The 13,252-nt window shown below is 63.1% G+C and carries 13 protein-coding genes and 1 tRNA gene; 4 read left to right on the forward strand and 10 right to left on the reverse strand.

All coding sequences use genetic code 11. The annotated features are described in order from the left end of the window. Window positions 1–122 precede the first annotated feature (122 nt). From ispG to HGI30_RS16255, 5 genes are all read right to left on the reverse strand, one after another. Window positions 123–1,232 carry a flavodoxin-dependent (E)-4-hydroxy-3-methylbut-2-enyl-diphosphate synthase gene (ispG, locus tag HGI30_RS16235; protein WP_168908513.1) on the reverse strand — a complete coding sequence of 370 codons (1,110 nt, stop codon included), beginning with the start codon at window positions 1,230–1,232 and terminating at the stop codon, window positions 123–125. 124 nt (window positions 1,233–1,356) lie between these two features. Further along, window positions 1,357–2,610: an ATP-dependent protease ATP-binding subunit ClpX gene (gene clpX, locus HGI30_RS16240; RefSeq protein ID WP_168908514.1), complete on the reverse strand. Its 1,254-nt coding sequence runs from the start codon at window positions 2,608–2,610 to the stop codon at window positions 1,357–1,359. Window positions 2,611–2,634: 24 nt separating this feature from the next. Beyond that, on the reverse strand, window positions 2,635–3,231 hold the full coding sequence (gene clpP / locus HGI30_RS16245; protein WP_168908515.1) for an ATP-dependent Clp endopeptidase proteolytic subunit ClpP: 597 nt from the start codon (window positions 3,229–3,231) through the stop codon (window positions 2,635–2,637). Window positions 3,232–3,468: 237 nt separating this feature from the next. Then, window positions 3,469–4,770: a trigger factor gene (tig, locus tag HGI30_RS16250; RefSeq protein ID WP_168908516.1), complete on the reverse strand. Its 1,302-nt coding sequence runs from the start codon at window positions 4,768–4,770 to the stop codon at window positions 3,469–3,471. A gap of 99 nt (window positions 4,771–4,869) precedes the next feature. Next, on the reverse strand, window positions 4,870–5,574 hold the full coding sequence (locus HGI30_RS16255; RefSeq protein ID WP_235680159.1) for a hypothetical protein: 705 nt from the start codon (window positions 5,572–5,574) through the stop codon (window positions 4,870–4,872). A 387-nt stretch (window positions 5,575–5,961) separates the two neighbouring features. Between HGI30_RS16255 and HGI30_RS16260 the strand changes: the two genes are divergently transcribed. Both HGI30_RS16260 and HGI30_RS16265 read left to right on the forward strand, forming a co-directional pair. Further along, window positions 5,962–6,038: transfer RNA gene (locus tag HGI30_RS16260), tRNA-Arg, on the forward strand. Between the two features lie 182 nt (window positions 6,039–6,220). Further along, the gene (locus tag HGI30_RS16265; RefSeq protein WP_168908517.1) at window positions 6,221–6,646 is read left to right on the forward strand and encodes an EamA family transporter; all 426 of its coding nucleotides are present in this window, start codon (window positions 6,221–6,223) and stop codon (window positions 6,644–6,646) included. Window positions 6,647–6,722: 76 nt separating this feature from the next. Here HGI30_RS16265 and HGI30_RS16270 read toward each other — a convergent pair whose 3' ends face one another. Continuing rightward, window positions 6,723–7,679, reverse strand: coding sequence for a DNA-binding transcriptional repressor DeoR (locus tag HGI30_RS16270; protein ID WP_168908518.1), 957 nt, complete (start codon window positions 7,677–7,679; stop codon window positions 6,723–6,725). A 171-nt stretch (window positions 7,680–7,850) separates the two neighbouring features. Between HGI30_RS16270 and HGI30_RS16275 the strand changes: the two genes are divergently transcribed. Continuing rightward, the gene (locus HGI30_RS16275; RefSeq protein WP_168908519.1) at window positions 7,851–8,792 is read left to right on the forward strand and encodes a YihY/virulence factor BrkB family protein; all 942 of its coding nucleotides are present in this window, start codon (window positions 7,851–7,853) and stop codon (window positions 8,790–8,792) included. A gap of 84 nt (window positions 8,793–8,876) precedes the next feature. Here HGI30_RS16275 and HGI30_RS16280 read toward each other — a convergent pair whose 3' ends face one another. Both HGI30_RS16280 and HGI30_RS16285 read right to left on the reverse strand, forming a co-directional pair. Further along, complete coding sequence (locus tag HGI30_RS16280) at window positions 8,877–9,218, reverse strand: hypothetical protein (protein WP_168908520.1); 342 nt, start codon at window positions 9,216–9,218, stop codon at window positions 8,877–8,879. After that, window positions 9,215–9,562, reverse strand: a complete 348-nt coding sequence (locus HGI30_RS16285; protein ID WP_168908521.1) for a hypothetical protein — start codon at window positions 9,560–9,562, stop codon at window positions 9,215–9,217. Before HGI30_RS16285 ends, HGI30_RS16280 begins: the two co-directional genes overlap by 4 nt. A gap of 160 nt (window positions 9,563–9,722) precedes the next feature. Here HGI30_RS16285 and asnB point away from each other — a divergent pair, with 160 nt between their 5' ends. After that, window positions 9,723–11,567 (forward strand): asparagine synthase (glutamine-hydrolyzing), encoded by a 1,845-nt coding sequence (asnB, locus tag HGI30_RS16290; RefSeq protein WP_168908522.1) that lies wholly within the window; start codon window positions 9,723–9,725, stop codon window positions 11,565–11,567. 119 nt (window positions 11,568–11,686) lie between these two features. Here the strand turns inward: asnB and HGI30_RS16295 are convergent, their stop codons facing one another. Then, window positions 11,687–12,340, reverse strand: a complete 654-nt coding sequence (locus HGI30_RS16295; RefSeq protein ID WP_168908523.1) for a non-canonical purine NTP pyrophosphatase — start codon at window positions 12,338–12,340, stop codon at window positions 11,687–11,689. Then, window positions 12,337–13,083, reverse strand: a complete 747-nt coding sequence (rph, locus tag HGI30_RS16300; protein ID WP_168908524.1) for a ribonuclease PH — start codon at window positions 13,081–13,083, stop codon at window positions 12,337–12,339. The genes HGI30_RS16295 and rph overlap by 4 nt, the downstream gene beginning before the upstream one ends. Window positions 13,084–13,252: the final 169 nt, after the last annotated feature.

Below are 13,252 nucleotides of genomic sequence, written 5' to 3' on the forward strand. Positions count from 1 at the left end.
GGTTGCCGATGCTATACGTCCGCTCGCGGCGCATCGTTGCGCGAAAAGAAGCGCCGGGCGAAAAAAAGAGCCTTCCCAGTCCAAGGGGACTGGAAAAGCTCTTGGGCTCGCTGCCGCCTGAATCAGGCAGGCAGATGCTCCTTGCGTCCGGGAATCTCGCCCGTCTCCTCGAAGACGCGCACGATCTCGTCGATCTCTTTCTTGAGCTCGGACAGCAGCTCCGCCTCCGGCACCTTGCGGATCATCTCGCCGTAGCGGAATAGCATGCCTTCTCCGCGCGCGCCGGCAATGCCGATGTCCGCCTCGCGGGCTTCGCCGGGACCGTTGACCGCGCATCCGAGCACGGACACCTTGATCGGCACCTTGATCTTGGAGATGTACTCCTCCACCTCGTTGGCGATGGAGAACAGATCGATGTCGAGCCGTCCGCAAGTCGGACAGCTGATGAGCGTGGCCGCGTTCGTAATCAGGCCGAACGTCTTGAGCAGCTCGCGCGCGACCTTGACCTCCTCGACCGGATCGGCGCTGAGGGAGATGCGCACCGTGTTGCCGATGCCCATCGCCAGCAGGGCGCCGATGCCCGCGGAGCTCTTGATCGTGCCGGAGTGCAGCGTGCCGGCCTCGGTGATGCCTAGATGCAGGGGATACTTGATCTTCTCCGCCGCCATGCTGTAGGCCGCGATCGCCATCGGCACGTCGGATGCCTTCAGCGAGACGATGATGTCGTGGAAGTCAAGCTCCTCCAGGATGCCGATATGGAACAGGGCGCTCTCCACCATCGCCTCCGGCGTCGGGTAGCCGTACTTCTCCAGGAGATGGTTCTCCAGCGAGCCGGCGTTCACGCCGATGCGGATCGGGATGCCTTTGGCCTTGCAGGCGGCGACGACCGCCTCCACCTTCTCGCGGCGGCCGATATTGCCCGGATTGATCCGGACCTTGTCCACCCCGTTCTCGATGGCAAGCAGCGCGAGGCGGTAGTCGAAGTGGATATCCGCCACGAGAGGGATATGGATGCGACGCTTGATTTCCTTGATGGCCTCGGCCGCTTCCTTGTTGTTGACCGTGACGCGCACGACTTGGCAGCCCGCTTCCTCAAGCCGAAGAATCTCGGCGACGGTCGCTTCCACATCGGCCGTCTTGGTCGTGCACATGCTCTGGATGATGACCTCATTGCTGCCGCCGATCGTCAAGCCGCCGACGCGGACCGGCACGGTGTCCTTGCGAGAATACATACGTAGCATCTCTCCCTATGAAAGGCCAAAGTCCACCGGACCCCGCAGGATAAGCCGGGATCGGGTGGAACGATGGCGGGTTGAAAACAGCAGCCGCCATCCGCGCGGTCAAGCCGCGTCCAGGTCAGGCGCTTTCTTCTTTTTTCTTGCCCTTCTTGGCCGTCAGCTCCGGAATGACCCGGTCCTGGACGACCTTCTCCGTGATGACGCAGGTGCTGAGCTCCTCGCGGGACGGCGCTTCGTACATGATCTCCAGCATGATGCCTTCGATGATGGCGCGCAGGCCGCGGGCTCCCGTATTGCGCTTGATCGCTTCTTTGGCGATGGCGTCCAGGGCACCGGCTTCAAACTCCAGCTTGACGTTGTCCATCTCCAGCATCTTCTGGTACTGCTTGACGAGAGCGTTTTTCGGCTCCGACAGGATGCGCACCAGCGCCGGCTCATCGAGCGGCTCCAGCGTCGAGATGACCGGCAGGCGGCCGACGAACTCGGGGATCAGGCCGAACTTGAGCAGGTCTTCCGGCAGGACGAGCGACAGGTACTCGCCCGCCTTCATGTCCTTCGTGCCGTCGCCCGTGTTGAAGCCGATGACTTTTTTGCCGATGCGGCGCTTGATGATCTGCTCCAGGCCGTCGAAGGCGCCGCCGCAGATGAACAGGATGTTCGTCGTGTCGATCTGGATGAACTCCTGATGCGGATGCTTGCGGCCACCTTGCGGAGGAACGGAAGCGACCGTGCCCTCGAGAATTTTAAGCAGCGCCTGCTGCACGCCTTCGCCCGAAACGTCGCGGGTGATGGACGGATTCTCGGACTTGCGCGCCACCTTGTCGATCTCGTCGATATAGATGATGCCGCGCTCGGCCTTCTCGACGTCATAGTCGGCAGCCTGGATCAGCTTGAGCAGGATGTTCTCGACGTCCTCGCCGACGTAGCCGGCCTCCGTAAGGGAGGTCGCGTCCGCGATCGCGAACGGAACGTTGAGGATCTTGGCCATCGTCTGCGCGAGCAGCGTCTTGCCGGAGCCCGTCGGGCCGAGCAGCATGATGTTGCTCTTCTGCAGCTCGACATCCTCGATCTTGCTCTGCGAGTTGACGCGCTTATAGTGGTTGTATACGGCCACAGACAGCGACTTCTTGGCGGCTTCCTGGCCGATGACGTACGAGTCGAGAATCGCGCGGATGTCCTTCGGCTTCGGAATGTCCTTCAGATCCAGCTCTTCTTCGTGCCCGAGCTCCTCCTCCACGATTTCCGTGCAGAGCTCGATGCATTCATCGCATATATAGACGCCGGGTCCGGCTACGAGCTTGCGGACCTGGTCCTGGGACTTGCCGCAAAAAGAGCACTTCAGCTGGCCCTTCTCTTCGTTGAATTTAAACACTCGATCACCCCTTCATGGAAGATGTTACAGAATGCCCGCTTCCGGGACGGTAATGACCTTGTCGATGAGCCCATAGGCAAGCGCATCGTCCGCGCTGAGGAAGTTGTCGCGGTCGGTGTCGCGCTCGATCTTCTCGTACGGCTGGCCGGTGCGGTCGACATAGATCTGGTTGAGCTTCTGCTTGGTCTTGATGATCCAGTCCGCATGGATCTTGATGTCGGACGCCTGGCCGCGCACGCCGCCGAGCGGCTGATGGATCATGACCTCGCTGTTCGGGAGCGAGAACCGCTTGCCCTTGGCGCCTGCCGTCAGCAGCAGGGAGCCCATGCTCGCCGCCATGCCCACGCAGATCGTCGACACGTCCGGCTTGATGAATTGCATCGTATCATAAATACCCATGCCCGCGGTCACCGAACCGCCGGGAGAGTTGATATACAGGTGGATATCCTTCTCCGGGTCGTCAGCCGCAAGGAAGAGCAGCTGGGCAATGATGGAATTGGCAACGTCATCGTCGATTGCGCTTCCGAGGAAGATGATGCGATCCTTGAGAAGACGCGAATAAATATCGTAAGAACGCTCTCCGCGATTCGTCTGCTCTACTACAATCGGTACCAAATTCATGCGACCAACCTACTTTCCGCTTTGGAGTTCAGACACACTTTCATTCTAGCATGTTGGAGCGCCCGTGTCATATTTGCCGAACGACGGGTCCAGCCTGCCGTGTTCCATTCTTATGTAGGGGACGGAGTCCCCATTCCTGCGTGCGCAGGAGACGAAGCTTTAGCTTATGTGGGTTCTGCGGGTAAAAAGAAGGCACGTGCGAACGACGTGCCTTGCGGATTGGAGGCAGAAGCCGCCTTAGGCGACTTCGCTCGCGACTTTGCTGTTGTCGAGAAGGAACTTGATCGTCTTGCGGAGCTTCAGATCTTCCTTCATGTTGCCGAGGTTGCCGTTGCGCTCGAAGATGTCGCGCAGCTCGGCAGCAGGGCGGTTGTACGCCTTGGAGAGGTTCTCGAGCTCCTCGTCCACTTCGCCCTCGGAAATCTCGATCGATTCCTGCTTGGCGATGGCATCAAGCACGAGATTGTTCAGCACGCGCTTCTCGGCGTCGGAACGCATTTGTCCGCGCAGAGCGGCTTCGTCCTGGCCGGAGAATTGGTAGTACAGCTCCATGTTCAGGCCTTGCTGCTTGATGCGGTTCTCGAAGTCGCGCAGCAGGTAGTCCACTTCCGTGCTGATCATCGCTTCCGGAATCTCCACTTCGGCCGCTGCCGCGACCTTGTCGACGAGAGCCGTCTCGCGGGCTTGCTCGCTTTCCTTCTCCTTGCGCTCTTGGAGCTTCTTGGAGAGGTCCTGCTTGAACTCGTCCAGCGTATCGAACTCGCTCACGTCCTTGGCGAACTCGTCGTCCAGCGCCGGCAGGTTCTTGCGCTTGATCTCATGCAGCTTCACCTTGAACACGGCAGCCTTGCCGGCCAGGTTCTCGGCGTGGTACTCCTCCGGGAACGTCACTTCCACGTCCTTGAAGTCGCCTGTCGCCAGGCCGACGACTTGCTCCTCGAAGCCCGGGATGAAGGAATTGGAGCCCAGCTCCAGGGAATAGCGCTCGGCTTGGCCGCCCTCGAACGCCTCGCCGTCGACGAAGCCTTCGAAGTCGATGACGACGGTGTCGCCGTTCTCGGCCGAACCCTCGTCCACGACGACCAGCTCCGCATGACGCTGCTGCAGGCGCTCCAGCTCGGCGCTGAGCTCCTCGTCCGTCACATCGCTGCTCGCGGCCGGCACTTCGATGCCTTTGTACTCGCCGAGCTTGACTTCCGGCTTGACGGTGACTTTCGCCTTGAACTTGAACGACTGGCCCTTGCCGAACTGCTCGACGTCGATCTCCGGACGGTCGACCGGCTCGATGCCGGATTCCTTCAGCGCTTCGGAATAAGCGGTCGGCAGCAGGATGTCGATCGCGTCCTGGTAGAGGCTCTCCACGCCGAAGCGGGATTCAAAGATGGAGCGAGGCACTTTGCCTTTGCGGAAGCCCGGTACGTTGACGCGTCCGACGACTTTCTTGAACGCTTGATCCAGCGCTTCCTTCACTTGCTCCGCGCCTACTTCCACGTCGATCGCGACGACGTTCGTTTCTATTTTCTCCCAAGTTGCTGTCATTTATGCTGTCCCCTCCAAAAAATAGGCGCTAGCCCCAATTATCTGCGTTGTAATAAACCATTCCATTATAATCAACTGGCCGTCCGATTACAAGACAAGCTACTCGTCCCCAGAACCTTCCTGAAGGTCGGTGATCTGCCGCATCGAGCGGCAGGCCTGCTCGTAGCGGAATCGAAGCTCGTCGGTGATGCCGTATGTATGGCGGATCTCTTCTTCTTCGGCCGTGCCGTACACGGCCAGGAGCAGCGTCAGATGAAGGGCGGCGGCGTAGCTGTCGACGACCGCTTCCTCCTCGCTCAGCATGCGGGCATAGGCGGAGCTGCCGTATAGGTATTGAAGGCACTCCTTCCACAGCTCGCGGGCGAAATGCGGCAGCGTCGGGTCCATCGTCTCCGTCACGCCCTCGACCCGTTCGAGAATGAGCCTCACCGGCTCGGGATAGTCGTCCAGCTCAAGCGGAGTGCGCTCGATCTCGAGCTCCACCGTCTCGCCGAGCCGCTCCATCCGGACGGCTCCGGAGTCCCCTCTGCGACGAAGGCATTGGAGCGCCTTGAACTGCACCATCGGATGCAGCGGCTCCTGCTCCAGCCACGAGCGGATCGTCTCGTCGACCTCGGGGCTGCGGAGATGCGCCGCCCTCTCCAGCGCGAGCAGCTGCTGGTCGAGCATCGGGTGGTTCTTCATGATATACAGCACCTGCTGCACGTAAGACTCGTCCTGCTCGGCCGGGCTGAGCGCCGTGCGCCGCAGGTCCTCCTCGCTCGGCTCGCCCTCCTGCTCCTCGACTCCGCCCGGGAACGCCATCTCCAGCCAAGCCAGCAGGTTGCCCCATTCCTCGTAATGGCGCGGCTCCTCTCCCCGGCACTGGAGCAGGAACTGCAGCAGCCGCTTCGCCTCCGCATAGTGCTCCGACTCCAGCAGGCGGGTCAGCTGCTCCTGATAGTGGTCGAGCGAGCGGGGGAACAGATAGAGGTTGTCTTTCTCGCCGCGCGTTGAATCGTCTATCGTCGTAATGGGATCACCGCCTCATCTTCTGTGACGACCTTTATTCACCAAAGTTCGGCTACATTATAACATGAGGCGGCAAAGAAGGAAAAATACCGCAATCCTTGCAATATGCATGATCTTCCTGTATGATCAGCAAGTATCGCTTTTTTTGGCCTCTCTTTTTGAGGCGGGAAGCGACCGTCTGTCCCGGTAGCTCAGTCGGATAGAGCATGCGCCTTCTAAGCGCACGGTCGGGGGTTCGAATCCCTTCCGGGACGCCATCATCCCGCATGCACGCCCCTCTTCCGGAGGGGCTTTTTTTGCTGCATCCCGCCGCATGCCTTCCCGGTCCGCGCGGCATTCTATAGCTGGCTGACGCTTGCCGCCGGTCCCGGTTGGAAACGGAGCTGTCCGGGCAAGCCTATCTACGGCCGTCCACGGCCGCCTATCAGGAGGAATCGCCATGCTTTGGCTTCCGTACGCTCTGCTGTCCGCCGTGTTCGCGGCGCTCGTCTCCATTTTCGGCAAGATCGGCCTCAAGGACCTCGACGCCAATTCCGCGACCGCCTTGCGCGCGGTCATCATGGCCTTGTTCCTGCTCGGAGTCGTCGCCGTCCAGGGCAAGTTCGGCCAGGTGGGCGAAATCTTCGCCCAACGCAAGGCGCTCGCGTTCATCGCCATGAGCGGAGCCGCCGGCGCGCTGTCGTGGCTGTTCTACTTTTTGGCGCTCAAGGCCGGCACCGTCTCCCAGGTCGGTCCGGTGGACAAGCTCAGCGTCGTCTTCGCGATCGTGCTCGCGCTGCTGTTCCTCGGAGAGAAGATCACCGTCTGGAACGGCCTCGGCGTCGTGCTGATTACGGCTGGCGTCATCCTGACTTCGCTCAAGTAAAAAAGAACAGCCTCGGCTCCGCTCAACGGCGGCGGGAGAGGCTGTTCTTTTTTTGCGTCTGCTGCCGGCTGGAGGCTCAGGCCGTGACCCGCGCCTGGTCCCGCTCCAGCAGATGGCGGGCGGTGAACGCGTCCGTCACGACCGTAGACGGATACCCGCCCTTGAGGGCGGCATAGACCGCATCGGCCTTGGCGATGCCGCCGGCGACGAGCACGGCATGCTGCTTGCTCCGAAGCTCCTCGAGCCGGATGCCGATCGTCCGGTCGTCCAGCTCGGCCAGGCAGATGTTGCCGTCGATGTCGATGAAGCGCGAGCAGATGTCGCCCTTGCCCGCCTGATGCACGATGTCCAGCTCCGCGGCGCTGAGATAGTTCGCCCGGACGAGCAGGGAGTCGGCCGTCGGCACGCCGACGGTGAAGACGGCGATGTTCGCCTGGCGTCCCATCTCGAGAATCTTGGCGATGTGCCGGTCCGCCTCGATCGCCCGCTTGACGAGCGGCTGGTCGACGATCGCCGGCAGCGGCAGCAGATGCGGAGACGTATTGAACGCTCCCGCGAACAGATGCACGATCTCCGAGGCGAACGTGTTCGTCTCGGAGTAGCTGAGGCCGCCGTTCAGCTGCACGACCTTGACGTCGCGCACGCTTTTGAGCGGCAGCCGCTGGGCCACCTCGAACAGCGTCGAGCCCCAGGTCACCGCGATCGTATCGCCCTCGGCGACCGTCTCGTACAGATGCGAGGCGGCCGCCTCGGCAATGTACTTCTTGACGACGGCATCCTCGTGGGAGGGCGTGCTTACGACGATCGCCCGGTCCAGCCCGAAGCGCTTCTCCAGCTGTCGGCAGACGAGGTCGTTGTTCTCCTGCGGATCGTGGATCGTAATCTGCACGATCCCTTCCGCCTTGGCCTGCTGCAGGAAGCGGGACACCGTCGGCCTCGACACGCCGAGCTTTTTGGCGATGTCCTGCTGGCTGAAGTCCATTTGATAGTAGAGCCTGGCCGCCTCTACGATTTTTTCCAGCTTGTCTGACATGTCTTCCCACCCCGAATCCTTCGCCGACCCATAATTTATCTCTCGATTATAGAATCCTTTAGCGGATAAAAGCAATAGAATAAACCAAGCCCTCTTCCCCGCCTCGTTTTCGGGCCCGCGAGCAGGGGTAATGGAGGAACAAAGATAGCGAATGGAAACGGAGGAAACGCCATGGCTTCCAAAGCCCCTTTCACGACCCGAGCCGTCGAGCTCGGCAAAAACCTGTACGCCCGCTTCCAGGACGACGAGGTGCCGGCGCTGGGCGCCCAGCTGACCTATTACTTGCTGCTCTCCTTCTTTCCTTTCCTGATCTTCCTCGTCAGCCTGCTCGGGTTCCTCAATCTGAACGGCGACGAGCTGATCGCCGACATGATCGCCATCATGCCCGCCGAAGGCGGCGACACGGTGCGCACGATTCTCGGAGAGGTGTCCACCGGCGGCAGCGGCGCGCTCCTGTCGGTCGGTATGATCGGTACGATCTGGGCCGCCTCGAACGGGGTCAACGCCATCATCAAAGGGCTCAACAAGGCATACGACGAAGAGGAGGACCGCCCGTTCTGGAAAGTGCGCGGCCTCTCGCTGCTGGCCACGGTCGTGCTCGCCGTCGTCGTCATCCTGGTCGTCGTCCTGCTCGTCTTCGGGCGCGGGATCGGCGAGTTCCTGTTCGAGTGGCTGAGCTATCCGGCCGGCTTCGAGGCCACATGGGCCATCATCCGCTACGTGCTGCCGCTGGCGGCGATGGTGCTCGTGTTCACGCTGCTGTACTGGATCACGCCGAACCGACGGCTGACGTTCCGGCAGGCGCTTCCGGGAGCCTGCTTCGCCTCGCTCGGCTGGGTCGTCACCTCGGTCGCCTTTTCCTTTTATGTCAGCCAGTTCGGCAACTACACCAAGACGTACGGCAGCCTCGGCGGCGTCATCGTCCTGCTCGTGTGGCTGTACTTGAGCTCGATCATCATCGTGCTCGGCGGAGAGATCAACGCGGCGCTGCACTTCGGCAGCGAGGGCGTCGAAAAGAAGCGGCCCGCCAAATCGTTCGGCCTGCGGCTGTTCCGCAAGAAGGGAAGCTATTCCGGAAGAGCCCCGGGTCCGGACAAGCGGATTCCGTTGTAGACGCATGCTCCTCAGCATAAAAAGCCCGCCGTCATGATGGCATGACCGGCGGGCTTTTTTTCGCGCATATCCAGGCCGGGAGACTCAGCCGATCAGCCGCTTCAAGTCCTCCCGCACTTGCCCGCTCGACAGCACCTGCTGCTTGAACGTCTCGCGCCGTCCCCAATCCGTCTTGAGCGACTCGTTCTCGAACCACTGCATCGTGATGTCCTCGTAGGCCGTGTGCATGCTGTTGTCGAACCAGTCGGTCAGCAGGTCCGCGTCGTCGCGGACGATCGAGACGAGATCGTAGTCCTGGTCCGCCGACAGGCTGAAATAGGCGAGCACCTGCTCGCACTGTGGATCGTCGGTGCGCACCTGCACCTCCGCGCAAGGCGCCCCGTCCTTCTCGAGCGATCGCGCGACATGCGCCTCCAGCACGTTCATCGCTCCAGCCCTCCGATGTCCAGATTCAGCGAGGCGACATGCTGGCGCGTCTCCTCCGTGCCGAGTCGGTAGACGAGCGTGTAGATCTGCTTGAGGATGCCTTCATAGCCCTGGTTCATCTCTTCGAGGCTCGCCGAGCCGAACGGGCTGCTGTGGAAATGCGCCATCGTCGCCTCGTCCATGCTGGACAGCTCGGCGAACAGCGCCTTCAGGCCGTCCTTCTCCTCCTCGGTCGCGACGATCTCCAGCTCGTAGGCCGCCGCCTCCTTGTCCTCCAGCACCTGGCCCGCTCCGACCGCCACGTAGTAGTGCTTGCGCTGCCCTTCCATGCCGTTGTCCGCCATGTCGTCCGACCTCTCCTTTCGGGTTCGAGGATCCGCCCGGATCCGTCATTTCCCCCGTAGTTTCTCCCGGCGGACAGACATGTTATGCCCCGATTCCGCATATTCATGGTCGTATGTCGCTTTGCGCCGCAAGCTTACGAACAAGAGAGGAATGAACCCCATGTGCGGATTCACCGGATGGATCGATTGGACACGCGACCTGACCTTGCATAGCGAGGATTTGGAACGGATGACCGCTACCCTTGCGCTGCGGGGACCCGACGCTTCCGGCACCTGGATCTCGGGCTCCTGCGCCCTCGGACACCGCAGGCTGTCGGTCATGGACCCGGAAAACGGCGCCCAGCCGATGATCCGCAGCCAGGACGGCCAGAAATTCGTCATCGTCTACAACGGCGAGCTGTACAACGCGCCGGAGCTGAAGCGCGAGCTGGAAAGCCGCGGCCGCAGCTTCACGACGACCTGCGATACGGAAGTGCTGCTGACCTCCTATATGGAGTGGGGCCCGGCTGCCGTCGAGAAATTCAACGGCATCTTTGCCTTCGCCATCTGGGACGATCAGGAGCAGAAGCTGTTCCTCGCGCGCGACCGCGTCGGCGTCAAGCCGCTGTTCGTCAGCCATGCGGGCGGACAGTTCGTCTTCGGCTCGGAGCCGAAGGCGCTGCTCGCCCATCCCGCCGTCTCGTCCGACGTGGGCGCCCAAGGCATCGCCGAGCTGTTCATCGTCGGCCCCGCGCGCACGCCGGGCGTCGGCGTGTACAAGGACTTGACCGAGCTGCTGCCCGGCAAGTGCATGACCGTCGATCGCGGCGGCGCGCGCGTGCACACGTACTGGGAGCTGCAAAGCCGGGAGCATGAGCATGGCGTCGAGGAGACAGCCGCCCATGTCCGCGAGCTGCTGCGCGACACCGTCGAGCGCCAGCTCGCCTCCGACGTGCCGATCGGCACGCTGCTCTCGGGCGGCCTCGACTCCAGCGCGCTGACGGCGCTGGCCGTCGACTTCTACCGTCGCGGCGGCGCCGGGGCGTTCGATACGTTCTCCGTCGATTACGTCGACAACGACAAGCACTTCAAGTCGCATGCGTTCCAGCCGAACGCGGACGCGCCGTGGATCGAGAAGATGGTGAGCCATCTGGGCACGACGCACCACGACATCAAATTCGATACGCCCGAGCTTGTCGACGCGCTCGACGACGCGCTGACGGCGCGCGACCTGCCCGGCATGGCCGATGTCGACGCTTCGCTGCTGCTGTTCTGCCGGGAGATCAAGAAAGGCGTCACCGTCGCGATCTCGGGCGAGGCGGCCGACGAGGTGTTCGGCGGCTATCCGTGGTTCCACCGCGAGGAGTCGCTGAACGCGGGCACGTTCCCGTGGGCGCTCGCCTCCCCTATGCGGGCGGAGCTGCTGTCGCCGGAGATGCAGGAGTGGACGCGGCCGCTCGAGTACATCGGCGACCGCTACAGCGAGGCCGTCGCCGCCGTGCCTCATCTGAGCGGGGAGAACGAGCTGCAGCGCAAGATGCGGACGATGAGCTACCTCAACATCACCCGCTTCATGCCGACGCTGCTCGACCGCAAGGACCGGATGAGCATGGCGGCCGGGCTCGAGGTGCGCGTGCCTTTTTGCGACCATCGGCTGATCGAGTACGTGTTCAACATCCCGTGGGCGGTCAAGACCGCGGGCGACCGCGAGAAGGGCATCCTGCGCCAGTCGCTGCGCGGCGCGCTGCCGGACGACGTGCTGTTCCGCAAGAAGAGCCCGTACCCGAAGACGCATAATCCGAACTACCTGAACGCCGTCCGCTCCAAGCTGCTGGAGGTGCTGGACGATCCGTCCTCGCCGATCCTGCCGCTCATCAACGCCGCCAAGGTGCGGGAGATCGCCGAGTCCGACGCCGCCAGCTCCAACATCCCGTGGTTCGGCCAGCTGATGAGCGGCCCGCAGCTGTTCGCCTATCTGTACCAGGTCAACCGCTGGCTGAAGCAATACGGCGTGCGCGTCAACTGACGCCCGTCCGCCCTCATCCCTCCGGGAAGGCGAACGAAGAAGGGGGCTTCGCCCAAGGCCGTCTCGACCTTGGGCGAAGCCCCCTGTGCCTGTTCCGCCAGCGGACGGGCCGGCTGACGCTAGAAGCGCTGGCCGGAGCTTGCCAGCTCGGCAAGCAGGCGCCGCAGCGCCTCTCCGCGATGGCTGACGCGCTGCTTCTCCTCGATGCTCAGCTCGGCGGCGGAGCGGCCAAGCTCCGGCAGCCAGAGCAGCGGATCGTAGCCGAAGCCGCCGCTGCCGCGCGGACCGTCCAGCACGAAGCCCTCCATCGTCCCTTCGCTCTCGATGAAGCTGTCCTGCTCGGGCACGTAGAGCGCCAGCGCGCAGACGAAGCGGCCCGCGCTGAGCAGCCGGCCGCCGTCCGGCGGCGCGGCGGCCCGGCCGGAAGCGTCCGCCCCGGCCGCATCCAGCTCGCGCAGCAGCTTGGCGTTGTTGAGCGCGTCCGTCGCCCCCGGCCCGGAATAGCGGGCGGAATAGACGCCCGGAGCGCCGCCGAGCGCGTCGACGCATAGGCCGGAATCGTCGGCAAGCACCGGAGCGCCGAGCAGGCGGCCGATCGTGCCGGCCTTGATGCGGGCGTTGGCGGCGAACGTGTCGCCGTCCTCGACCGGCTCGGGCAGCTCCGGGTAATCCTTCAGGCTGCGCACCTCGAGGCCGAGCCCGGCGAAGGCATGCGCGAATTCCTTGACCTTGCCGGCGTTGCCCGTCGCGACGACGATATAGCCCCCGCTCATGCCCGCGCCGTCCCGATGCGCGCGCCTGCGGCTCCGAGCGCCATCTGCTGGATGTCGATCAGCTCCAGGATTCCCTGCTCGCCGAGCGACAGCAGGCGGTTCAGCTCCTCGCGCGAGAACGGCTCCTCCTCGCCCGTGCCTTGCAGCTCGACGAACGCGCCGCCCCCCGTCATGACGAGGTTCATGTCCACCTTGGCACGGGAATCCTCTTCATAGTGCAGGTCGAGGCGAGGCTCGCCGTCGATGATGCCGACGCTCGTCGAGGCGAGGAAGTCCGTGATGGGGTACACGGCGAAAGGCGACCGGGCATCGATCTTGGCGACGGCCAGCGCCAGCGCCACGAAGCTGCCGGTAATCGACGTCGTGCGCGTCCCCCCGTCCGCCTGCAGCACGTCGCAGTCGAGCGTAATCGTGCGCTCGCCCAGCGCCTGCAGGTTGACGACCGAGCGCAGCGCGCGCCCGATCAGCCGCTGGATCTCCATCGTGCGGCCGTTCACCTTGCCCCGCTGCGATTCGCGCTGGCTGCGCGTATGGGTCGCGCGCGGCAGCATCGAATATTCCGCCGTCACCCAGCCTTTGCCCTGTCCTTTCATGAAAGGCGGAACCCGCTCCTCCACCGAGGCGGTGCACAGCACCTTCGTGTCTCCGGCCTCGATCAGCACCGAGCCCTCCGCATATTTGTTCACGCCGACCGCTATCGCTACCGGCCGCAGCCGGCCCGGCTCCCGTCCATCCGATCTCATCCTGACTGAACTCCTCCTTCGTTTCCATCCGTGCAATAGCCCCCATTGTAGCAGACGTGCAAGCGAAAATCATCCTGCCCGTCCGCCGCGTCCGCCGCGCCTCGGCTCGAGCCGGACGCGAAAAAGCCCGTTCCGCGCCGGCCTGAGCCGGACGGGAACGAGCTCTGGA

It is taken from the genome of Paenibacillus albicereus (assembly GCF_012676905.1).
In the GTDB taxonomy this organism is placed as follows: Bacteria; Bacillota; Bacilli; order Paenibacillales; family Paenibacillaceae; genus Paenibacillus_O; species Paenibacillus_O albicereus.

Coding starts and splice junctions, on each gene's coding strand:
- HGI30_RS16285 (WP_168908521.1), bottom strand. CDS start 9,562: ATGGCGGACAACGGCATGGAAGGGCAGCGCAAGCACTACTACGTGGCG.
- clpP (WP_168908515.1), bottom strand. CDS start 3,231: ATGAATTTGGTACCGATTGTAGTAGAGCAGACGAATCGCGGAGAGCGT.
- HGI30_RS16270 (WP_168908518.1), bottom strand. CDS start 7,679: ATGTCAGACAAGCTGGAAAAAATCGTAGAGGCGGCCAGGCTCTACTAT.
- HGI30_RS16295 (WP_168908523.1), bottom strand. CDS start 12,340: ATGAGCGGGGGCTATATCGTCGTCGCGACGGGCAACGCCGGCAAGGTC.
- HGI30_RS16280 (WP_168908520.1), bottom strand. CDS start 9,218: ATGAACGTGCTGGAGGCGCATGTCGCGCGATCGCTCGAGAAGGACGGG.
- asnB (WP_168908522.1), top strand. CDS start 9,723: ATGTGCGGATTCACCGGATGGATCGATTGGACACGCGACCTGACCTTG.
- HGI30_RS16275 (WP_168908519.1), top strand. CDS start 7,851: ATGGCTTCCAAAGCCCCTTTCACGACCCGAGCCGTCGAGCTCGGCAAA.
- rph (WP_168908524.1), bottom strand. CDS start 13,083: ATGAGATCGGATGGACGGGAGCCGGGCCGGCTGCGGCCGGTAGCGATA.
- HGI30_RS16255 (WP_235680159.1), bottom strand. CDS start 5,574: ATGGCGTTCCCGGGCGGAGTCGAGGAGCAGGAGGGCGAGCCGAGCGAG.
- tig (WP_168908516.1), bottom strand. CDS start 4,770: ATGACAGCAACTTGGGAGAAAATAGAAACGAACGTCGTCGCGATCGAC.
- HGI30_RS16265 (WP_168908517.1), top strand. CDS start 6,221: ATGCTTTGGCTTCCGTACGCTCTGCTGTCCGCCGTGTTCGCGGCGCTC.
- ispG (WP_168908513.1), bottom strand. CDS start 1,232: ATGTATTCTCGCAAGGACACCGTGCCGGTCCGCGTCGGCGGCTTGACG.